Source organism: Ensifer sp. GW101-20A05 (assembly GCF_059424735.1).
Window position 1 is genome coordinate 1 of record NZ_JBWKZT010000026.1, and the last position, 19,785, is coordinate 19,785.

Sequence of the window (19,785 nt, forward strand, 5' to 3'; positions counted from 1 at the left end):
GCCCGGCAGAGCTTCACCTTTGATCGCGGCACGGAGTTCGCCGGCTTCAGGGCTTTGGAAGATGGCATCGGCGCGCGGAGCTGGTTCTGCGACCCCAGCGCGCCTTGGCAGAAAGGTGCAGTAGAAAACACCAACAAGCGCATCCGCCGCTTCATGCCTGGCGATACCGATCTCTCCGCTGTCAGTCAGCAACAGCTCGTCGCCCTCGCCCACCATATGAATGCGCTCCCGCGCAAGTGCTTGGGCTATCGAACGCCCACCGAGGTCTTCATGGCGCATTTGCGCGAATGCGCGTAGTGCCCTACTCTTCACTCGTCAATGTTGCACTTGGATTAGATTCTCCCACCCCCCCGCAAAGTTAAAGTGTCCTGATCCTGCAAAGTTGGAATGTCACTCTCCCCGGGTTTTGATGACCTGGGAGATTGCGGATGGGATTGATTGCGATGAGCGAGCGTGACCTGCAGCGGATCGAGATTTTGTCGAAAGTGACCGCCGGGCGGATGACGTTGGCGTCGGCGGCGCATGTCCTGGGCTTAAGCACGCGCCAGGTGCGTCGTCTGCTGGAGCGGATCAGCACTGGCGGTGCAGCGTCGCTCCGGCACCAGGCGATCGGCCGGCCATCGAACAATCGGATTTGTGACGGCGTGCGCGATTATGCCATGGCGATCGTGCGCGAGCGCTATGTGGACTTTGGTCCGACGCTGGCGGCCGAGAAGCTTGCCGAGCGTGATGGTCTGACGGTGTCGCGCGAGACCTTGCGCCAATGGATGTCTGAGGCCGGCCTGTGGCTGTCGCGCAAGCAGCGGCGGACGTTTCATCAGCCACGGTTGCGGCGCGAGGCCTACGGTGAACTGGTGCAAATCGATGGATCCGAGCATCGCTGTTCGAAGATCGCGGTGATCCATGTTCATTGCTGGTGTTCATCGATGATGCGACCGGCAAGCTGATGCAGTTGCGGTTTGTACGATCGGAAAGTGCGTTCAGCTATTTCGAGGCGCTGGAACTCTATCTGAAGGCGCATGGTGCTCCAGTCGCCTTCTATTCCGACAAGCATTCGGTGTTCCGGGTTGCGAAGAAGGATGCCAAGGGCGGCCAGGGCATGACCCAATTCGGGCGTGCGCTTTAAGCTGGCGCCGATCGCTGCGGAAGGGGGTGGCGGCGCGATCAGGCCGCCTTTTCGGCCGTCACATCGAATTCGAAATGGATGCTGTCATACGGAAACTCGACCCCATTCTCATGCCGATCGATGACACCCGCATTGATAAGTGTTGTCACGTCGCGATGAACGGCCTGCACATCACGGTCCACGCGCCGGGCAACCTCGCGGATGGGAAGCGGGCCCTGTCCGGCCAGAGCCTTAACGATGGCGAGACGCAAGGGGGCTAGAATACGGTGCAAGTCATCATAGCTCGAAAACTCGACGGACGGTCTCGCTTCGACGGCTTTGCCGGACAGTGCGAGCTTGCCTGCCGCAACAAACCGGGCCCTGATGTCGTCGATCGTGCCCAAACGTACAGTCAATGTCGTCATCCCAGTATCCTTTCCATATCCGCCTGAAAGGCATCGAAGAGAGCCTCGAGGGTGGTGAACCCTATGGCTTCCTCGCGAGCACCGATGTGACGATGATCGCCTTTGCCGCGCTCGTTGTCATACCGGAGCACGCATTCTCCATTCACGACGAGCGCAAGCCTGTATTTGAACGGATGTGCGCTGCCCGGTACCGGTTCCGGCAGATGCCACAACACGACTTGGAAAAAGGTGGTGTCGTTGATGACCTTTCGGGATTTCTCGATCAGCACGGCTTTCATGTTGTTATCCATAGCAACACCTCGTCCTGTTGTCAATGTGAACAACAACGAAGGGATCAGTTGTTCAGTAACCGGTCGCGGCGGAGACGACCGCGACCGGTTAGCGGCTGATCACTCAGCTGCTTCAGCGCAGGCCTCGGCTTCGGTTTCTTCCTCGATGGGGTCGATTACCGTCCCATCGAACTGGTTCACCCGCCTCCCTTCCCTTGCAACCCGGTCCAGCCGGTCCGGTCGGGGGCTTGCCTCAGCGCCAGTGGAGATGTCGAGTGTCGCATGTCTAAATGGCTGACGACGCGCCGCCCAAAGTGACATTTCTACTTTGCGCCAACGTGGACAGTTCAACCTTGCTGCCACGCTGTGTGTATGCAGGTACATTTTAGAGGTGCGACAGTCGTCGCCTCTTGGGATGCTGGTCAAACGTCAACGTTTGGAAGGAAGACTGGCGACGTGAAGCGTGGTTGAGACCATGAGCGTTCGGAGTCGTCGAGGCGCAGAGTTGCTCGGCCTCTGCCGCAGTCAGGTCCACCGGCTGTTGCAAGCCTATGACCGGGCCGGCGCCGACGGTCTGGTGTCGAAGAAGCGCGGCCGTCCGAGCAACCGACGTCACAGCGAGGATTTCCGCAACCTGGTGCGTGAGCATTATGTCGATTTCGGTCCGACCTTGGCGGCCGAGAAGTTGATCGAACGCCACCGGATTGCCGTCAGCAAGGTGACGCTGCGTCAAATGGATGATGGAAGCCGGCATTTGGGTGTCGCGACGCGAGCGCAAGAAGCGGGTCTTCCAGCCGCGCGGCCGGCGCGATTGTTTCGGCGAACTCGTTCAGATCGACGGCTCGCTTCATTGGTGGTTCGAGAGCCGTGGTCCCAAATGCGCCCTGCTCGTCTATATTGACGATGCCACCGGCAAGCTAAGCCTGGCCGGCGGACGGATTTCATGAACGATCCGGCGGTGATTGCGCGACGAGAGACGGATCATATGTTCGGCATTCGCGATGGCAGCCAAGGGAATGGCTAGAAAGCGTTGATGAGGCAGCCAGCGGCGGAATAAAGAGCGTCAATGCACGCCGATGTCGCTCTGCGTATCCGATTCCAACTGCAGGCAAGCTGGCCAAAGTGGCGTCTTATGAAAGGCTCCATCCTGGAGGAGCGTGAGCCCCTCTCGCGCCTCATAGAGCACACCGAGCCAGCACAAGCGTCGAAAGACGCCGTATTGGAGATCGGATTTCAACTTCCAGGCTTCTATGGTCATTTCGGTGTCCGACAGAGGCGCCAAGTCTGGACAGAGGATCTTCACAACGTCCATTGGCGTGCACCCTTCTCTGGCCTTGATATTGAGAAGATTGAGGAACATGCGCCACCAGCGTAGCCGCGCTCGGACCTCCTCTTCCCGCTCGGTGGTGTGGACATACGAATAGAGATAATCCGTGGCGATCAGATCGAAGAAGGCTTTCGGGTTCACCAGGAACTCCCGGCCGCGTCTGGTTGGCAGCAGCACATCTTTTTTCCGGCGAAGAAGCTTCAGATGACGGGTCATGTCGCGCACGACCCAAAGCGGCGGCATGTCGTTTTCATTGAGCACCTTGTTCATGCTGTAGAGGTCTTCAGCTGTGAATCCTGGCCAGAGGAAGTGCACAGCGGCCCAATGCACGAACTTGCGGTTCATGGCGCCGGCCGCCGTCAATCCTATGCCGCCCTCACCGTCAGCATAGGCAACCGAAAGAAGCATACCGCGAAGAAGTGGGGACAGTGCGGCGACATCGACGTCACCATGCAGCTTGATTTCCGGAAGCATCGTGCGGCTGTGATCCCTACCTCGCCTTATGCAGGTGCAAGCGAGTATCAACCGGCGACAAAACAATTTCTACTGAGAAAGCTAAAGCCGAAGAGGCGGCCACCACCCGCCCCGATCTGATCTTGCAACCGGATCAGCCGGTCAGATCGGGCTGGTCGTCGTGCCGTAGGGCAGCTCAAATTGACATTTTTGCGCCAAAGCGGACAGTTCAACTGCCACACTGCATGTAGCGGGGCCCAGGTCGCACAATTGCGGGTGCCGCACAAGCTTCCTCAAACGCGGCCGCCGCTCCTTGCGGATATCGTCAGCAACCGTTGGGAAGTAGCCGCTATACAGACATTGCCCGACGAAAAAGGCGCTCTCTCGCCTCGATGCCGCGGAGATTTGCGTGCCATGGCGGTTTCGCTCAAGCAACCGGCCTAGAGGCGCTTCGGCTATGCCGCTGTCGCCAGCGGCTTCGCGCGCTCGATCCGCGCCAGTTCCTTGGGGCTGTGCATGGCATTCCATAAGTCGCTGCGCCGCTGCACGTTGAGCCAGAAGTCCGGGCTGTTACCAAACACGCGCGCCAGAATCAGCGCGGTTGCCGCCGTCACGTTGCGGCGGTCGTTGCACAATTCGTTCACATGCTTGCGCTGGACGCCCATTGCCTCGGCCAAGGCCGCCTGCGTCAGGTCAAGCGGCTGCATGAATTCTTCCGTCAGGATTTCGCCGACCGTCGCCGGCTTACGCTTGGTCATCAGCATCTGTCACCTCATCGATAGCTATGGTCGTCAAGATAGACCTCGGATGCCTCACCACGACTGCCATCCCATCGAAAGACCACCCGCCATTGCTTGTTGACGCGGATTGAATGCAAACCATCGAGATTACCGCGCAGTTTCTCGAAATGGTTGCTGGGCGGCACACGCAAGTCTTAATCTGTCGTCGCGTCGTCGATCATCTGCAGTTTGCGGAACAACCGGCTTTCGAGGTCGGCTGGAATGTTCCGGGAGTGGACATCCTCCACAAAGAAGCCCCGCAACCATTCGTCCCGAAAACCGACGATCATTCATGTCTCTAATTTCGAGTGAATGCACCACTCTATGGCTCATCCCGCAAGCGTGGAGAATAATCGTGTACGCTTTGCCGGAATTCTTAAGGAAGGTCAGTGATCTGAACTTCGCAATTTGCTCTCTCCTCTCTCTTTCTTTTTCTCGCGCGCGCCTGGGGAACGATCGACTGATCTGACATCCTAAAGCTTACGCCGAAGTGTGGGTCTCACCCGCCCCCTCCCTTGCAACCCGGCCCAGCCGGTCCGGTCGGGGCTCGCCTCAGCGCAAGCGGACATGTCGGCATTTCTAACTGGCTGAAGACGTGCCCAAAGTGACACTTTGCACAGAAACGGACAGCTCAACCTTGCCGCCACAGTCATGTAGCCCTCTTCCCCTCGCTTACAAGTGCTTGAGACGCCGCCGCTAACGGCACGTCGACAAGATTGCCTCGACGTGAACGTCCTCACTGTTTCGGGGTCAGGCCATCGAGCAGAAAATCGAGGCCCTTCCTGAATGTGCCGTCCCAATCGTTGTCCAGCAACAGCCGCGAGCGCTCGATCGTCGGATAGCGTTCACTGAGCTGCGTAAGGCGCTGCTGCGCGGCCGCTTTGTCTTCGTCCGATCGGTCGAAGCTCGCGAGCGTGACGGTGGCGCCCAGGACATGGTTCCAAAGCGACCAGATTGTCACGTTTAGATCCGCGTCTGCGACACCGGCTCTGGACAAGGTCGTGCCGAGCAGTTCCAGACGGCCGAGGACGTTTGCGCCAAGTGCCCGGCTCGGCAAAAGCAATGCCGACCAAGGATGACGCAGCATGCTGGCGCGCCAGTCTTCGAGCATATGGACGACTTCTGAACGCCAGTCCTGGGACTCACCTGTTTGCCAAGGGCCGCGATATTCGAGCACCGAGTCGAGCGCGAGATCGAAGACATCCTCCTTTGTGTCGACGTGCCAATAGAGGCTCATCACCCCCGAGCCGCAGCGATCGGCCAGCCGACGCATCGTCAACCCGTCGACGCCTTCAGCGTCAAGCAGTTCCACCGCGGTCGTTACGATACGTTCTAGAGAGAGCGAGGCGTCGCTACGCGGTTCCTGCCCGGGTTGGCGTTTCACATTTGCCCGTGGTGATCGTTTCGTCCGCGTGCCGCTACTTTTGGCCGCCATTCCGTCTTCCTCGTCAATCAGTCCATCGAATTTGGCCGGAAACACGATGAATGTCGACCCTCGCCCGTTGACTCGTACGCTGTACGATGCAAATAAATCGTACAGCGTACGAGTCATTCGTCAACTCATGGTCAAATCATGCCGGCGGGAGAGCCGTGCTCATGGCGTTGGGAGCGAGAAAATCATGTCACGCACAGTCAAGCATGTGCTTATCGGAGGGCTAATCATCATGAATATCGGAATCCCCAGTGCGGCAACGGCGAATGAGAGCAAGCTGACCATTGTCAATCCCAAGACCCTCTACGACCCCACGCCGAACGGCTATAGCACCGCGGTGGTCACGCCCCCCGGTGCTCGGGTGGCCTACATTTCCGGACAGGGCGGCCAAGACGGCACGGGCGCTTTGTCACCCGACTTCGCCGTTCAGGTTAAGCAAGCCTATGCGAATTTGCGCGCGGCCCTTGATGCGCTCGGCGCACGCCCGGATCAGGTCGCCAAGCTCACGATCTTCGTGGTTGACCACGACATGTCAAAGCTTGGCGTATTGACCGAGAACGTCAAGGAAATGTTCGGCACGGCGCTGCCGGCACAGACCCTGGTTCCCGTTCCCAAGCTTGCAATCGATCCTATGCTGTTCGAGGTCGAAGCCGTCGTCGTTCTGCAGTAGGAATGCGCGGACAAGGTCCGCGAGAAATTGTCTATAGAGCATCGCTTCCAGCGGGGCGTGAGATGCAACCCGCACCGCTGGAGTTGCGCCCTGCCCTGGAACGACGCACCCGAGCGACGCAATCAGCGAGGCGCTACCGTACCTGTCTGAAACGTACGGTCGGCCAACCGTGGCAGCATAAGTCGAAACGCAAGGCTGCGGGCACTTTGGAACAGGATCAGCGCGATCCATAGTCCGTCATTGCCGAAGACAGGCTGTAGGACCGCCCAGGCTGCAAAGTAGATGACCAGCGACGCCACCATCAGGTTTCGCATCTGTCGCGACCAGGTGGCGCCAATGTAGACGCCGTCCATCTGAAAGGCGACGATGCCGAAGATCGGAAGTGCTGCGACATAGGGCAAATACCTATGCGCGAGCGCGGACACGCTCTCCGTTGGGGCGGTGATGCCGATCACCCAGTCGCCGGCGGCAAGCAGCGCGAGTGCCACAAGACCGGCGAAGACGAAGCCCCACAATGTCGTCAGTCCCACCGCACGATCAAAGGCCGGCCGATAGCGTGCGCCGACCGCGCGGCCGGCAAGCTGCTCCGCCGCTGTTGCCACCCCGTCGAGAAAAGCGACGCCGAAGAAGTAGAAGCGTAGAAGGATCGTATTCGCCGCAAGAATCTCGATACCGAGCATGCCGCTCTGGCGCGTGAAGAAGGACAGGCCGATCAGAAGCGCGAAGGAGCGGATCATCATGTCGCCATTGACCGAAAAGGCGCGACGGAAAGCAGCAAGGTTCGGCAGGTTCCATGCGGTTCGGTCGGTCTTCGCCCAGACGAGATAAAGTCCAGCCAGCGCAGTAACCGCCTCGGCCACCAGCGAGGCGGCCGCAACACCCGCCACGCCCCAGCCGAGGCCCAGGGCCCAGGAGATGCTCAACGCTGCATTCAGCGCATTCAGCAGGGTTTGCAGGATCATGCCCCAGAGCGCGTCGCCACGTCCGATGATCCAGCCGAAGACCACGAAATTGAACAGCACGAAGGGTGCCGACCAGACACGCCAGGCGAAATAGGTGGCGGCCGCCTCGGCGACCTTTCCTTCCGCTCCCATTGCGGCAAGGCCAAGCGCGCCGAGCGGCTTCTGCAGCGCGAGCAGCGCCAACCCCGCGACGAGCGCAATAATGAGACCGCTGGCGAGCATGCGCTGCTCTTCGCGCCGGTCACCCGCCCCTAGCGCCTGCGCGGTGAAACCTGTGGTCGCACCACGCAGGAAGTTGAAGGTGACGAAGATGACGTCGAAAATGACGGTGGAAAGCGCCACGCCCCCGATCAGGGCCTCATCGCGCAACTGACCAATGACGCCGGTCGCGACGAGCCCGACGAGTGGGCTCGACAGATAGGCGATCATCATCGGCAGCGCGATGCGGAGCACGTCGCGATGGGCGATGTCGAAGCGGCGGACTGCAAGGCCCGCGTTGTCGCAAGGCGCGTGTCCCACTCAATCCAGCCGGTGCGGTTCGCCGAGCGTATGCATCAGCCGGTTGGCCCAGCCGAAGATCGCGACCGCATGAATGAGATCGATAATCTGGAGGTCGTCGAGACCGATCTCGCGCAAATGGTAGAACTGGTAGGCACCGACATTGTCGGGATGGGCCGTAAGGTCAACACCGAAATTGAACAGCGCCTGCTCGAATTCCGGCAGGTTCGCGTCGAGGCCGCGGTCATAGACTTCGTCCACCACCTCCGGCCGCCTTTCGAGCTGGATGTAGCGAGCCGCGTGGACGGACGCGCAATAGATGCAGCGATTGACGAAGGAGGCGGCGAGCGCTCCGATCTCCCGCCCGCCGCGGGAGAGCCCGCCCTCGCTATACATGATGTCGTTGAAGAGCGGCGTGCGCTCCTTCAAGGTTTCCGGCTCGTTGGCGAGCACCAGGACATAGTCCGAGATCTTCTTGTTGGAGGGCGTGATCTTCAGCGCATCGAGCTGTTCGACCGTCGCCGTTTCGACATCGACCGGTTTGACATAGGGCATCCAGTCGAGGGGCTCGATGGTGAATTCGTGTACGGGTTGCGACATCTCAGTTGTCCCTCAGCATCTTGAGGCCGGCCACCACCAGCACCTGATAGTTCACGAAAGCGATGAGGCCGGCGAGCGTAACGATGTCCCGGTCGTCGAGCCCTGCGGCGGTGAGCTTTTCGATGTTGGCGCGCGTCGCCTCCTTCGGGGAAAGCGTGACAAGATCGACATGGGCGAGGATCGCAACAAGGCGCGTATCCGCACCTTCGGCCCCGTTGCCTGGATTGGCGATCGACACCAGGGCGGAGCCCCCCTCCTCACTCTCGAGCAATTCCCGGAAGTGGGCGGCGAGCTCCTGCGACTTCCACAGTGCCGCCATGCGTGCGGCAAGCGCTGCCCTCAGCGCATAGGAGAAGTTGCGCGGTTCGGCGGGACGAAGGGCCGCCTGGTAGCTCGTCTGGCTCAGGTGCTTCAGCTTTGCCCGCTGTTCGCGCAGCGCCTGAAGGTCGGGGAAGCGATCAAGGCCTAGTACGGTATCGATCACGTCGTTTGTCGATGGAGCGGTCATTGGCTTTTCCAGTCGTCTGAAATTCGGAGGGGTTCATGCCGTCTTCTGTGCCGGCGTTGGCGCATCGGCATCGACCCATTCGGTCCCGTCGAGTTCCGGCTTCTCGTAGGCGATGAGCGCTTCCCAATGGTAATCAACGTCACGAATGAAGAGCGAGGCGGCAACACCGCGCGCCAACCACAGGGCGCCCTCGCTAATGGCAGGGATATCGCCGCTGACCTTGCCGACGCTGACGGATGCGCCGTAGTTGAAGCAATGGATATCCATCAGCCAGGGTGCTGCACCCGGCTCCTTCTCGGTGAAGGAGAAGTCTCCGTTCAGCCAGGGGAAGCGCCCAAGTCCGGGGTTCTCCTCGCCTGCCGGCGGCGTATAGCGGTGCTCCCAGCAGGCGATCTGGTCCTGATAGGGCGCTAGCTCGCCGCGGCTCCATGGATCGATGGTGAAACCCGTGCCGAGAATGACGAAATCGGTGCGGAAGACGCGGCCGCTGGTGGTGGTGATGACGACCTCGCCGCCCTCCTCCTTCATCGACCGAATACCGCAGTCGAAGTGGAAATAGGCGTTCGCATGCCGACTGACGCGCAGCGTCGAGTTGTGCGGCGCCGGCGTCTGCTGCTTGGCCGCATAATCCATCAGGCGCCAGCGCCATTCCGGTGAAATCTCGGCAAAACCTGCGGTGACCCCGTAGGAGCCGATGCCCATCAGCTTGTTGACCGTCGGCATCTCCTTGCGGCGGGCGAGAAGGCGCACCTCCCCTGCCCCCTGCTCCAACGCTTCTGCCGCATTGTCGACCGCCGAAGCGCCGACGCCGATGACGACGACGCGTTTGCCCTTCAGTCGATCGAAGTCGATGTCGTCGGCCGAATGCGCCCAGGAGGTATGCCGCTCCATGCCCCTGACGAAGTCGGGAATAGTCGGCTCACCCAGACCGTCGCGGCCGGTGGCCATCACCAATTTGCGGGTGACGATCGCAGGCTTTGCCCCACCGGCGATTTCAAGTTCCAGCAGCCCGTCGGCGCGCGGCACGACGCGGGTGACGTGCGTGTCGTTCTCGACCGGAATGTCCATCACATCGCGATACCAGCGCAGATAGTCCATCCACATCGGGCGCGGAATCCGGAACAATTCCTCCCATTCCGCTTCGCCATGGAGTGCCGTGAACCAGGCACGGAAGCTGAGCGAGGCAACCCCGAGCGCCGGGCCAAGAAGGATCTTCGGCGAGCGCAGCGTTTCCATGCGTGCGTAGGTTACCCATGGCCCCTCGAAACCCCTGGGCGCACGGTCGACGATGCGCAGATTGGCGATGCCGGCGCGCGTCAGGGCATGCCAGGCGACAAGCCCGCACATGCCGCCACCAATGACGACTACATCGCTCACCGGGTCGCCGGCCGAGGTGGTGACGAGCTTCGACCAATTGGCTGGCGGGTAGTTGAGATAGCTGAGATCCTGCCTTACCCGCGCGTTCAGCTCCGCAAGCCGTTGCTGTTGTTGTAGATTGTTGATCATCCCGGTCTCCAATTCAATTCGCCAGCAGGACGGCGTCCCGGTCGCGCCAGCCCACCCACACGTCGTCACCCTCAATATGCGAAAGCGCGACGGGATCGATCTGGACAAGAAGGCTGCTGCCGTTTTCGAGAGCGACGGTCAGCGTGGTGTGCGCGCCCTTGAAGACACGCTGATCGACGCGTCCCTTGAGCGCCGGCCGTCCCTCGGGCTTGCTCGACAGGCAGTAAAGCGCCTCCGGCCGAAGCGCCAACGTGGCGCGTTCACCGGGCACGGGCGACGTCCCGTTCACGTCCGCGTGCACGACATTGCCGCGCCATTCGACAGCAGCGATTCCGTCCGAAACAGAGACGACGGCACCCTCGAGGAAATTGCTCTGGCCGATGAAATCCGCGACGAAGCGGCTGCGGGGCCGGGCATAGAGCTCATCGGGGCCGCCCATCTGCTCGATCCTGCCCTTGTTCATCACGACGATGACATCGGACATGGTCAGCGCCTCCTCCTGGTCGTGGGTGACGAAGATGAAGGTCTTGCCGGTCTTCTGCTGGATCGATTTCAGCTCGATCTGCATCTGCTGGCGCAGCTTCGCGTCGAGGGCCGAAAGCGGCTCATCGAGCAGCAGCACGTTCGGATCGGGCGCCAGCGCCCGCATCAGGGCCACGCGCTGGCGCTGTCCCCCGGAGAGCTGGGCGGGCATGCGCTCGGCATGGTCCTGGAGCGAGACAAGGGAGAGAAGCTCGGTGACCCGTTTGTGGATCGCCGCGTGCTGCATCCCCTTCAATTCCAGGCCGAAGGCGATGTTGCGGCCGACCGTCAGGTGCGGGAAAAGCGCGTAGTCCTGGAAGACGATATTGACGTTGCGCTTGTTGGGCGGCAGGTGCGAGATCGGCTTGCCTTCGAGATAGATCTCCCCTGAGGTCGGGCTATCGAAACCGCCGAGCATACGCAGGGTCGTCGACTTGCCGCAGCCGGACGGGCCGAGCAGCGTGACGAACTGGCCCGGCTCTATCGCCAGGTCGAGATCGTCGACGGCGGTAAGGGCCCCATAGGATTTGTTGACGTTCTTGAAATGGACGACAGGCTGCATTCGCGTCAGCTCCTGGAACGGCGGGTGAAATGCTCGGCATAGATGCCGATGGCGGTGGTGACGACGAGAACGATCGTTGCCATGGCGTTGATTTCCGGCGACATGCCCCCTTGCACCTTGGCGAAGATCAGCATGGGCAATGTCGGCTGGTAGCCGCCGAGGAAGAAGGTGCGGACGAAGTCGTCGATGCTGGTCAGCATGCAGAAGATCATGCCGCCGAAGAGCGCCGGCATCAGATAGGGGATGGTGACGCGGAGGAAGGCGATGAAGGGATCGGCACCGAGATCGCGCGCCGCATCCACGAGATTGGCCGGCATCGAGCGCAGCCGCGTCAGCACCATGATGACGACGAAGGGCACGGCATGGACCGTGTGAGCCAGGATGATCGCGAAGGTGCCGGTCGGAATGTCGACGGTGCGGATGAAGATGCGCATGGAAATGGCGTTGATCAGCCCCGGCACCACGGCGGGCAGACAGGCGAGCGCGAAAATGACCGCCTTGCCCCAAATGTTTTCCGCCGAAACGAGAAGCGCGATCCAAACGCCGATGATCGTTGCCGAAACGGTGGTGGCGAGCGCGATGCCGATCGAATAGAGCGAGGCTTCGAGGAACTGCTTATCCTGGACCACCTTGGCGTACCAGGAAAGGGTCCAGTTGCCGATCGGGAAAGCGATGAAGTTCGCGTCCTTGAAGCTCATCGCCGTCATCAGCGTCAGCGGCAAGACCAGATAGACGGCGAAGATCCAATAGGACGCGCCGAGCGCTGTTTTGGGGAGATCGTTGAAATAGGTTCGCATCGGCCCGCCCTTACATCAGCCGGACCGAGCGGCCGCCGACGATCCGCATGAAAAGTCCGACGGTCGTCAGCGACACCACGAGCATTATCATCGAGAACGCAGCGCCTTCCGGCCATTTGTCGTTCGACCCGTGGAACAGCGTCGCGATGACCTCGGGGAAAATGACTGAATTCGGGCCGCCCAGCAGCAGCGGCGCGGCGAAGACGCCGACGGCGGTCAGATAGACGAGGCTGCAGCCGGAGACGATGCCGTCCTTCGAGAGCGGCAAGATGACCCGGCGGAACCGTTGGAAGGGTCCGGCACCAAGATCGGCCGCCGCCTGGATCAGCGGCGTCGGGATCTTCTCGATCGCCGAATAGAGCGGCAGGAGCATGTAGAGCGCAAGCAGATAGATGACGCCGAAGCTCAGCGAAAAGAAGGTGTAGAGCATCGGGATGGGCCGGTCGATGAAGCCGAATTCCCTGAGGAGCACGTTCAGCGCTCCACGATTGGCAAGCAACATGATGACCGAAAAGGTACGGATCAGCTCGCCGGCCCAGAAGGGAATGAGCAACAGCAACAATGCCCGCATCCGGTTCTTCGGCTGCACCACCTTCGCGACGTAGTAGGCGACGGGATAGACGATCACCAGCGTCGAGATCGTGACCACCGCGGCAAAGACCAGGCTGCGGACGAAGGGCACGAAATAGAGCCGGTCGGAAAAGAAAAGCCCGTAATTTGCCAGCGTGTACTCGCTGCTCTTGTCGGGTTGCGGCGGATAGTTGGCGAGAAGGCTGATATTGGCCATCTGCAAGATCGGCCCGATGTGCAGCATGGCGATCCACAGAAGCGGCACGCCCGCAAGCACGGCGAGACGCACACGTCGGCTGTCGACGAGAAGCCCGATCGTGTTGCGATAGAGTCCCGAACTCGCCGCCCTGCCGATCCATCCGGCGTAGCGCGGTGCCGTCGGCAAACCGACGGATCGCGGTTGCGTTGTCGTATCCAGCATTCTTTTGTTCCCGGCTCTGGAAGAGTCCATTTTTTATGGGTGACCGGCCGGAAGACCGGTCACCCAGAAGGCCGCAGTCAGGCTGCCTTGATCTCCGCAGCGGCCTTGTCGATCATGTCGTTCTTCATGTCGCGGTTGATCGAGCTGAAGAACTGGATGCGTTCGACCTGCTCGGGCGGCAGCGACAGGGCCGCGCGCTCCTTGTCGTTCAGCACCTTGTCGACCCCGTCGAAGGCCGAAGAGAAGCCGGACTGACGGGTCATCGCCGCGCCGATTTCCGGCGAGGACAGGATCGCATCAAGGAAGGTGTAGGCGGCGTCCGCGTTCGGCGCGTTGTTGACGACGTTGAACGAATAGAGGAAGCCGAAGGTCCCTTCCTTGGGCACCGAGATCTCGATCGGATGGCCGTCCATGACGAGCTTGGCGGCCGGCCCGGACCAGGCCTGCGCCAGATAGATGTCCTCGTTGACGAACATCTGCTGCAGCTCGGAGCCCGCATCGTAGTATTTGCGCACCTTGTCCTTGTGCTGGATCAGGAAGTCACGCGCCTGGTTCGTTGCGGTCTGCGCTACATCGGGCTTGTCGCCATAGGTCACATAGTCGCCGTCATTGCCCTGGTAGCGCATGACGATGGAGAGGAAGTCGCTGACGATGTACGACGTCAGGTTCTTGTTCTCGTCATCGAACATGATGCCCCAGCTATCGGAGGCCTTGGCGTATTCCGTGTTGCGTACGAGACCCTCAAAGCCCGCAAGCAGCGGCACGCCGAAGGTCTTGCCGTCCACGGTGAGCTGCGGCGCACCCTTGTAGGCGGCGGCAAGCTTGTCCCAGTTCTTGAGCCGCGCGGTGTCGAGGGACGCCAGCAAGTTGGACTTCATGAACTGAGACAGGCGGTGGCCGGTAACGGTCACGATGTCCGTGGAAGGCGTGGCACCTTCGGCGGTCAGCAGGTTGTACTGCTTTCCCTGGTCGTCGGTCAGCCGGATGCGGACCTCGATGCCCGTATCCTTCTGGAACTGGTCGATGAAGGACTGCGGTACGAATTTGTCATAGGTCGTGATGTTGACGACCTTACTCTCAGCAAAGGCGGGACGGATGATCGATGGCGCGGCCAATACGCCTGCGCCCGTCGCCAGCAGTTTCAAAGTCGAGCGGCGGGTTACGTCCAAATTTTTCATGTCGTTCTCCTCATTTTACGAGCTCAGTTTTCGTTCTCGGGCGTGTCGAGCTTTTGCTCCCCTTTATTTCGCTGCCGGTTGTCCGACAGCGTGCCATCGCCGGCATTTCGGCCGGCGAAGGTCTTTTCGGCGATGCGCGCCATCTGTCGCGGATCGTGGACGGTGAAATCCGGCATGCGCTCCGATGCGATCCGCGCGATGCGTTGAACCAGTTCCTGGACGCCGGCCGAGAGCGGGCGCGAGGCCGCCGACAGGATCGCCCAAAGGAAGGGAATCTCGACATCAAGCGGGCGAACTGCGACGGGCGCCGATTGCAGGCCATAGGCCGTCGCTGGCTCGATGATCGCGACGCCGAGCCCGAGCGATGCGATCTGCACGGCATTGTTGGCCGCATTGGTCGCGATGACGCGATTGGGCCGCACGTTGGCCGCCTCCAGTGCTTCATCGACACGGCGGCGCAAACGAAACGGATTGGCCATGGTTATGAGGGTGCGTCCGGCGAGGTCCGCGATCGAAATCACGTCCTTCGCAGCCAGAGGATCATGCGGCGCTACCGCGGCCACGCAGCGCCCCTCGAAAAACCCCTGCACTTCCAGCCCCGGCTGATCGGCCGGCAGAGAGGTCACGCAGAAATCCGCAGTGCGCGCGAGCACCGACTGCACGGCCGCTTCCGCCGGCATGCTGCGAAGCTGGATTGTGTGCGGCAGAAAATGCTCGGGTAGTTCCGCAAGCGCGATCGGGATGATGCCACTCGCAAAAGCCGGCGTTGCGGCGATCTCGATCGGCTCGGGTTCCTTGCCGGCAATCGCCTTGGCTCGATTGCGCAGGTGGCCGATGCCGCTGAGAAAGCGTTCGGCATCTTCGTGGAAGGCAATCCCCTTGTCGGTCGGGGAGATCTTAGGTCCATTTCGCTCGAACAGCGCAAATCCAAGCGACGTTTCCAGATCCTGAATAAGCCGCGTCACCTGCGACTGCGATCGGTCAAGCATGCGGGCGGCGCCGGTGATGCTGCCTGTCGACATGACTGCGAGAAAGGCCTCGAGATCGCGAACTTCCATGGACTATCATGCGCCCCATGCATTGTGACTGACTCATACTGCATAAAACGCATTCTATGCGCTAGTGACAAAAGACAAGTTTCTTTGTTGGAGCCGTTCGTAGAAAATCCGCTCAGCCGGCTCCTAACGGGACACATCGGCTCTTGGTCCGTTTCAATGACCGTGAGGGCCGATGTGCGAGAGCGACGGAAGCGATTGCAGGGAGGGGTTTATGCGTCTCGGTGTTCTCGGCGCGGGTGCGATCGCTTGCGACATGGCGCCTTTCCTCGCCAAGGCCGGTCATTATCAGTTCGCACAGCTCCTTCGGTACGCTCTATCTGCCGCGGCGGCTGGCACGGAGGGCGTAAGCTTACCCATCAACGTCTGGGGCATGACGCTTCTGACCGGCCGTCAGCAAGCTGACCAGCCTTCTCTGCCGCATCGTCGGCCAACCCGCATCGTTGCTCGAGGCCAGCCTGTTCTCGGCGGCGATGGGCCGCAATCTCGTGGGCGACAACGACCTTTTGCCCGACCTCGCGCTCGACAAGCTTTCGCCGACGGCACTGATTGCGCTTTGTGAGGAATGGCCGTCCGCGTAAAGCGACCGCCCAAGCGGCGTGCTTTGGTCGGGCGCCCCGGCCGGGCCAGCCGAGACGGCCATAATAACAGACCTTGCGGCTATTGCCCGCTCAAACGCTCCGCCACCCAATCGGCGACGAGCGGGCGATAGAGCCAAGGGATGTTGTTGCAGACGTGGTTGCCCTCCTCGAATATGTGTAGCCCGGCTCCACGAGAGCAGATGTCGGCACACTTCGCCGCTTCGGAGGATGGGAAGATCCTGTCACGGCCGCCGTGAAGAATGAGAGCCGGCACAGTTGGCGGAGCGCAGCCCCTAAGCGTAAAGCAATCCGCGCGCTCGCGGACGTTCTCGCCGCCAAGTGAGAAGCGCATGTTGTCTCGATAGACTTGCGGGAGTTCGCCCCAGAACCGGCCGAGATCGAAGAAGCCGTTGATGGAGACGATGCCAGCCACGGTCGGGACCGACGCAGCCGCACGCAGGGCGAGAAAACCGCCGAGGCCATGCCGACGAGGGCGACCTTTCCCGAAAGTCTCGGATGCGCTTCTACCGACGTGATTGCCGCCTGAACGGCCGGACCGATATCCGGGCGCAACGCTCCCATCGAACGCCCCTCGCCCTGCCCGGGACCGTCGAGAGACATGGTGGCAACACCGCGGGCATGGAAATGCCGCTCGAATGCCGGAAACTCCTCCTTGGTCGAATCCGAGCCGGGGATGATCAGCGCCAGCGGATAGCGGCTTTCTCCCTTCGGGATCCGCAGGGACGCCTGCAGGACCCCGCCTTCGAACGGTACGGCGATCATCTCGGCCGGCGGATCGAGCAAGGGAGCGGCGAGGCGGTAGAGTTCCACCTTCCGAGCGGCTGCCCTCGCCTTGGCTTCAAGGTCTTCGAACGCCATGAACTGTCCGAAATGATAGAAAAGGCTCGCGCGGGCATAGGCCTCGCCCGCTGTTAAGTGGCGACCGACAGCAAGAGCCATATCGCCGAGTTCGGCCTGACGCTCGCCCTCTTCGCTCCAAGTCGAAAGCCATTTTTGCCATGCTCCGGCGCGCTCGATCACCGCGCGCGCCGTCACCGACGGTATCCCGGCAACCTCCATGCGCGGGAGCCAGTGCTCGACGACGCTGGCCAACCGGTTTTCACTCTGCACCATGCACGTCCTCCCGTATGCTGAAATCTTCATCGAGCCGAACGTCACCGATCACCATTGCTCCCGGCGCGATACAAAATCGACCGTCGCTGGGAATGCGTGGCTCACGCACCCCCAGCCTGTACCGACCCGATGACCCCATCAATGCTCTCCACCAGTCTTCGGCGACGCTCTCAGGTCGGCATGGCGAGCAGGATGGACGCCGGCGCATTGGTGCGGTTGACGAGCGCGCGCGCCTCGCCGGGTGCCAGCCGGCAACTGTCGAGAAAGCCGAGCGTGGCGCTCTCGGTGCCGGTTTCGACCGTCACCTCGCCCGCAACGACGATGTAGATCTTTTCGACCGTGGCGTCTTTCAGCGACGTATGGCCGCCAGGCAGGAGGTGCGACAGGCCGATCCAGATCGTATCGGTCGTCGTCGCCTCCTTTCCCTGAAGCCGCAGACAATGCATGCCGTAATGCTCTGCCGCCTCGTATGGCTTGGCGCCGCCATAGCGTGTCACCTGCATCGCCCGCTCCTTAAGGTACCAGCAGCACGCGCTCGGGCGTGCCGCGCAACACCGAAGCATAGGCCTTGGCGGCATCGGAGAGGCCGTAGACGGTCGCCGGATTGATGGGGAACGGCTTGAGCTTGCCCTCTTCGAACTTCGGTTTGAGCCTGTCGAAGATGCGCGCGCCCTCGACGGAAGACAGTGCCAGCGTGTCGATGCCGATATATTTGTGGCGGCCTCGGAAGAAGTTGAAGATATCGAAAGGCACTGCGCGATCGAAGGTGGAGATGAACACCTGTCGAGCCTGCTTCGCCATCGCGTTGTTGGCGATTTCGAAATAGGGGCTGCCGACCGTGTTGAAGACGATGTCGGCGCCGTGGCCGCCGGTCTTCTCGCGCACGATCGCGGCGACATCATCCTTGGCGCTGTTCAGCATCTCGACGGGCGCGTTGCTATGCGCCAGCAGCGGCTGCTCGTTGTATTCGACCGCAAAGACCTTGGCCCCCGCCATGGTCGCCAGCTGGATGACCGCCTGCCCGACCTTGCCATTGCCGCCGCAGACGAGCACGACATCCGTCGGCTGCACGCCGCCGGCTTCGCGCAGGCCCTCATGGGCCGTGATGAAGGGCACGCCGATCGAGCCTGCTTCCTGCATCGTGAAATTCGCGGGCTTGGCACGCACGGCCTTCTGATCGAGCACCATCCATTTGGCGTGGCTGCCGTCCTGGGTGATGCCGAGCTCGCCGCCGCCACCCCAGATCTCCATGCCAATCATCGACGACGGTCCTTCGCGCACTATGCCGCCGAAATCGCGACCGGGCGTGCGTGGCCAGACGGCGTGCGGCATATGTCCGAGGGATGCTTTCACGTCGCTGGGGTTTACCCCTGCCGCCATGATCTCCACCAGCACCTGGCCCGGTCCCGGTCGCGGGACTGCAACGTCGACGACGTCGATCTTGAGATTGTCGAGATCGGGGGATTTTTCCGTCACCCTCAATGCCCGGGCGATCTTGGCGTCCACCTGAATGTTCATTCTATGCCTCCTTGGAGATGTCGATGCTTATGCGCGCAGTCCGAGGATCTCACGGGCCTGGGAAGGCTCGGCGATCCTTCCGCCGAGCTTCTCGATCAGGTCTCTTGCCCGTTCGACCAGTTCGCCATTGCCTTTGGCGAGCACGCCCTTGGCGATGTAGGAGTTGTCCTCCAGGCCAACGCGAACGTGACCGCCGAGCAGATAGGCCTGGACGGCCATCGGGAACGACATTCGACCGACACCGAACCCGGTCCAGACGGCGTCGCCGGGCAGCATTCGGGCGGCGGTCGCCATGACGTCGGTGGTCGACGGGAAGCCGTACTTGACGCCGGTCACGATCGTGAACATCGCCGGCGACTTCAGCACGCCCGCTTTCAAAAGGTCCTGTGCGAGCTGGATATGCCCGGTATCGAAGACCTCGAGCTCCGGCTTGGAACCCGCCTCGTTGATGATGTCGGCCATGATCTTTACGTTGGCCGGCGTGTTGATCACGACTTCCGACCCGAAGGTCATGGTGTTGAGATCGAGCGTGGCGATGTCCGGTTTCAGCGCGACGATGTGCTCGACCCGCTTTTCCGGCCGCATCAGCGTGGTTCGTGGTCCGGCGACCGCCGGGTTCTCGTCGCTCGGGTGATAGCGTCCGCCCGGCCCGGTCGTCACGTTGAGGATCAGCGCCGTGTTTTTGGCCCGTATGCGCTCGACGACCTCGCGGTAGTATCCAAGCTCCATGGAGGGCTTCGCCGTAACCGGGTCCCGCACGTGAATATGCGCGATCGCCGCACCGGCATCGGCCGCTTCCAGGCAGGAATTGGCGATCTCCTCGGGCGTGACGGGAAGTGCGGGGGTGTTCTCCCGGGTCGTAAGGTTACCCGTGACCGCACAGGTAATGATGACGTTCTGCTGCATCACAGAC

The 19,785-nt window shown here is 61.4% G+C and carries 20 protein-coding genes and 4 pseudogenes; 5 read left to right on the plus strand and 19 right to left on the minus strand.

Features of this window, described 5'->3' with window-relative positions; all coding sequences use genetic code 11:
* Together AC070A_RS32765 and AC070A_RS32770 are read left to right on the plus strand one after the other, a co-directional pair.
* A partial coding sequence (locus AC070A_RS32765) for an IS30 family transposase (RefSeq protein WP_494773629.1) occupies positions 1–297 on the plus strand: 297 nt, incomplete at its 5' end.
* 131 nt (positions 298–428) lie between these two features.
* Positions 429–1,123, plus strand: a pseudogene (locus AC070A_RS32770) (ISNCY family transposase); the annotation flags it as partial.
* Positions 1,124–1,164: 41 nt separating this feature from the next.
* Here the strand turns inward: AC070A_RS32770 and AC070A_RS32775 are convergent.
* Both AC070A_RS32775 and AC070A_RS32780 read right to left on the minus strand, forming a co-directional pair.
* Positions 1,165–1,530, minus strand: coding sequence for an HVO_A0114 family putative DNA-binding protein (locus tag AC070A_RS32775; protein WP_093235778.1), 366 nt, complete (start codon positions 1,528–1,530; stop codon positions 1,165–1,167).
* A complete protein-coding gene (locus AC070A_RS32780) occupies positions 1,527–1,808 on the minus strand; it encodes a toxin-antitoxin system TumE family protein (protein ID WP_492383972.1) in 282 nt (93 codons plus the stop codon). The genes AC070A_RS32775 and AC070A_RS32780 overlap by 4 nt, the downstream gene beginning before the upstream one ends.
* A gap of 466 nt (positions 1,809–2,274) precedes the next feature.
* On the opposite strand from AC070A_RS32780, the pseudogene AC070A_RS32785 reads away from it, so the two are divergent.
* Positions 2,275–2,719 (plus strand): annotated as a pseudogene (locus AC070A_RS32785) (helix-turn-helix domain-containing protein); the annotation flags it as partial.
* Positions 2,720–2,862: 143 nt separating this feature from the next.
* Here AC070A_RS32785 and AC070A_RS32790 read toward each other — a convergent pair.
* The 4 genes and pseudogenes from AC070A_RS32790 to AC070A_RS32805 all read right to left on the minus strand — a co-directional run bounded on the left by AC070A_RS32790 (position 2,863) and on the right by AC070A_RS32805 (position 5,793).
* Positions 2,863–3,600, minus strand: a complete 738-nt coding sequence (locus tag AC070A_RS32790) for a hypothetical protein (RefSeq protein WP_492383971.1) — start codon at positions 3,598–3,600, stop codon at positions 2,863–2,865.
* A gap of 434 nt (positions 3,601–4,034) precedes the next feature.
* Positions 4,035–4,343, minus strand: a complete 309-nt coding sequence (locus tag AC070A_RS32795; RefSeq protein WP_492383970.1) for a HigA family addiction module antitoxin — start codon at positions 4,341–4,343, stop codon at positions 4,035–4,037.
* Between the two features lie 8 nt (positions 4,344–4,351).
* Positions 4,352–4,648: pseudogene (locus AC070A_RS32800) on the minus strand (type II toxin-antitoxin system RelE/ParE family toxin).
* Positions 4,649–5,094: 446 nt separating this feature from the next.
* Complete coding sequence (locus AC070A_RS32805) at positions 5,095–5,793, minus strand: TetR/AcrR family transcriptional regulator (protein WP_492384404.1); 699 nt, start codon at positions 5,791–5,793, stop codon at positions 5,095–5,097.
* A gap of 184 nt (positions 5,794–5,977) precedes the next feature.
* On the opposite strand from AC070A_RS32805, the gene AC070A_RS32810 reads away from it, so the two are divergent.
* Entirely contained in the window at positions 5,978–6,460 is a 483-nt protein-coding gene (locus AC070A_RS32810) for a RidA family protein (protein WP_112994731.1), read from the plus strand.
* Positions 6,461–6,582: 122 nt separating this feature from the next.
* Here the strand turns inward: AC070A_RS32810 and AC070A_RS32815 are convergent, their stop codons facing one another.
* The 9 genes from AC070A_RS32815 to AC070A_RS32855 form a co-directional block, all read right to left on the minus strand.
* Entirely contained in the window at positions 6,583–7,941 is a 1,359-nt protein-coding gene (locus AC070A_RS32815) for an MATE family efflux transporter (protein ID WP_492383969.1), read from the minus strand.
* On the minus strand, positions 7,942–8,520 hold the full coding sequence (locus AC070A_RS32820) for a peroxidase-related enzyme (RefSeq protein ID WP_492383968.1): 579 nt from the start codon (positions 8,518–8,520) through the stop codon (positions 7,942–7,944).
* Position 8,521: 1 nt separating this feature from the next.
* Positions 8,522–9,028 (minus strand): CMD domain-containing protein, encoded by a 507-nt coding sequence (locus AC070A_RS32825; protein ID WP_112994733.1) that lies wholly within the window; start codon positions 9,026–9,028, stop codon positions 8,522–8,524.
* A 33-nt stretch (positions 9,029–9,061) separates the two neighbouring features.
* On the minus strand, positions 9,062–10,534 hold the full coding sequence (locus AC070A_RS32830) for an NAD(P)-binding domain-containing protein (RefSeq protein ID WP_057251142.1): 1,473 nt from the start codon (positions 10,532–10,534) through the stop codon (positions 9,062–9,064).
* Positions 10,535–10,547: 13 nt separating this feature from the next.
* Positions 10,548–11,618, minus strand: a complete 1,071-nt coding sequence (locus tag AC070A_RS32835; protein WP_112994734.1) for an ABC transporter ATP-binding protein — start codon at positions 11,616–11,618, stop codon at positions 10,548–10,550.
* 5 nt (positions 11,619–11,623) lie between these two features.
* Positions 11,624–12,415 (minus strand): ABC transporter permease, encoded by a 792-nt coding sequence (locus AC070A_RS32840; protein WP_113737847.1) that lies wholly within the window; start codon positions 12,413–12,415, stop codon positions 11,624–11,626.
* Between the two features lie 10 nt (positions 12,416–12,425).
* A complete protein-coding gene (locus AC070A_RS32845; RefSeq protein WP_082615841.1) occupies positions 12,426–13,406 on the minus strand; it encodes an ABC transporter permease in 981 nt (326 codons plus the stop codon).
* A 77-nt stretch (positions 13,407–13,483) separates the two neighbouring features.
* Positions 13,484–14,584, minus strand: coding sequence for an extracellular solute-binding protein (locus tag AC070A_RS32850; RefSeq protein WP_057251145.1), 1,101 nt, complete (start codon positions 14,582–14,584; stop codon positions 13,484–13,486).
* Between the two features lie 23 nt (positions 14,585–14,607).
* Complete coding sequence (locus tag AC070A_RS32855) at positions 14,608–15,642, minus strand: LysR family transcriptional regulator (RefSeq protein WP_110881189.1); 1,035 nt, start codon at positions 15,640–15,642, stop codon at positions 14,608–14,610.
* Between the two features lie 260 nt (positions 15,643–15,902).
* Here AC070A_RS32855 and AC070A_RS32860 point away from each other — a divergent pair.
* A pseudogene (locus AC070A_RS32860) lies at positions 15,903–16,057 on the plus strand (NAD/NADP octopine/nopaline dehydrogenase); the annotation flags it as partial.
* A 253-nt stretch (positions 16,058–16,310) separates the two neighbouring features.
* On the opposite strand, the gene AC070A_RS32865 reads toward AC070A_RS32860, so the two are convergent.
* The 4 genes from AC070A_RS32865 to AC070A_RS32880 all read right to left on the minus strand — a co-directional run bounded on the left by AC070A_RS32865 (position 16,311) and on the right by AC070A_RS32880 (position 19,778).
* Positions 16,311–17,354, minus strand: coding sequence for an alpha/beta hydrolase family protein (locus AC070A_RS32865; RefSeq protein ID WP_492383967.1), 1,044 nt, complete (start codon positions 17,352–17,354; stop codon positions 16,311–16,313).
* Between the two features lie 170 nt (positions 17,355–17,524).
* On the minus strand, positions 17,525–17,857 hold the full coding sequence (locus tag AC070A_RS32870; RefSeq protein ID WP_057251147.1) for a cupin domain-containing protein: 333 nt from the start codon (positions 17,855–17,857) through the stop codon (positions 17,525–17,527).
* A 10-nt stretch (positions 17,858–17,867) separates the two neighbouring features.
* On the minus strand, positions 17,868–18,872 hold the full coding sequence (locus AC070A_RS32875) for a quinone oxidoreductase family protein (RefSeq protein WP_057251148.1): 1,005 nt from the start codon (positions 18,870–18,872) through the stop codon (positions 17,868–17,870).
* Between the two features lie 27 nt (positions 18,873–18,899).
* Positions 18,900–19,778 (minus strand): beta-keto acid cleavage family enzyme, encoded by an 879-nt coding sequence (locus AC070A_RS32880; RefSeq protein WP_057251149.1) that lies wholly within the window; start codon positions 19,776–19,778, stop codon positions 18,900–18,902.
* Positions 19,779–19,785: the final 7 nt, after the last annotated feature.

What these genes read in the sequence shown, in the direction of transcription:
- AC070A_RS32855 (WP_110881189.1), bottom strand. Translation starts at nt 15,642, where the DNA reads ATGGAAGTTCGCGATCTCGAGGCCTTTCTCGCAGTCATGTCGACAGGC.
- AC070A_RS32795 (WP_492383970.1), bottom strand. Translation starts at nt 4,343, where the DNA reads ATGCTGATGACCAAGCGTAAGCCGGCGACGGTCGGCGAAATCCTGACG.
- AC070A_RS32850 (WP_057251145.1), bottom strand. Translation starts at nt 14,584, where the DNA reads ATGAAAAATTTGGACGTAACCCGCCGCTCGACTTTGAAACTGCTGGCG.
- AC070A_RS32775 (WP_093235778.1), bottom strand. Translation starts at nt 1,530, where the DNA reads ATGACGACATTGACTGTACGTTTGGGCACGATCGACGACATCAGGGCC.
- AC070A_RS32780 (WP_492383972.1), bottom strand. Translation starts at nt 1,808, where the DNA reads ATGAAAGCCGTGCTGATCGAGAAATCCCGAAAGGTCATCAACGACACC.
- AC070A_RS32825 (WP_112994733.1), bottom strand. Translation starts at nt 9,028, where the DNA reads ATGACCGCTCCATCGACAAACGACGTGATCGATACCGTACTAGGCCTT.
- AC070A_RS32790 (WP_492383971.1), bottom strand. Translation starts at nt 3,600, where the DNA reads ATGCTTCCGGAAATCAAGCTGCATGGTGACGTCGATGTCGCCGCACTG.
- AC070A_RS32840 (WP_113737847.1), bottom strand. Translation starts at nt 12,415, where the DNA reads ATGCGAACCTATTTCAACGATCTCCCCAAAACAGCGCTCGGCGCGTCC.
- AC070A_RS32810 (WP_112994731.1), top strand. Translation starts at nt 5,978, where the DNA reads ATGTCACGCACAGTCAAGCATGTGCTTATCGGAGGGCTAATCATCATG.
- AC070A_RS32870 (WP_057251147.1), bottom strand. Translation starts at nt 17,857, where the DNA reads ATGCAGGTGACACGCTATGGCGGCGCCAAGCCATACGAGGCGGCAGAG.
- AC070A_RS32875 (WP_057251148.1), bottom strand. Translation starts at nt 18,872, where the DNA reads ATGAACATTCAGGTGGACGCCAAGATCGCCCGGGCATTGAGGGTGACG.
- AC070A_RS32880 (WP_057251149.1), bottom strand. Translation starts at nt 19,778, where the DNA reads ATGCAGCAGAACGTCATCATTACCTGTGCGGTCACGGGTAACCTTACG.
- AC070A_RS32830 (WP_057251142.1), bottom strand. Translation starts at nt 10,534, where the DNA reads ATGATCAACAATCTACAACAACAGCAACGGCTTGCGGAGCTGAACGCG.
- AC070A_RS32820 (WP_492383968.1), bottom strand. Translation starts at nt 8,520, where the DNA reads ATGTCGCAACCCGTACACGAATTCACCATCGAGCCCCTCGACTGGATG.
- AC070A_RS32805 (WP_492384404.1), bottom strand. Translation starts at nt 5,793, where the DNA reads ATGGCGGCCAAAAGTAGCGGCACGCGGACGAAACGATCACCACGGGCA.
- AC070A_RS32865 (WP_492383967.1), bottom strand. Translation starts at nt 17,354, where the DNA reads ATGGTGCAGAGTGAAAACCGGTTGGCCAGCGTCGTCGAGCACTGGCTC.
- AC070A_RS32845 (WP_082615841.1), bottom strand. Translation starts at nt 13,406, where the DNA reads ATGCTGGATACGACAACGCAACCGCGATCCGTCGGTTTGCCGACGGCA.
- AC070A_RS32835 (WP_112994734.1), bottom strand. Translation starts at nt 11,618, where the DNA reads ATGCAGCCTGTCGTCCATTTCAAGAACGTCAACAAATCCTATGGGGCC.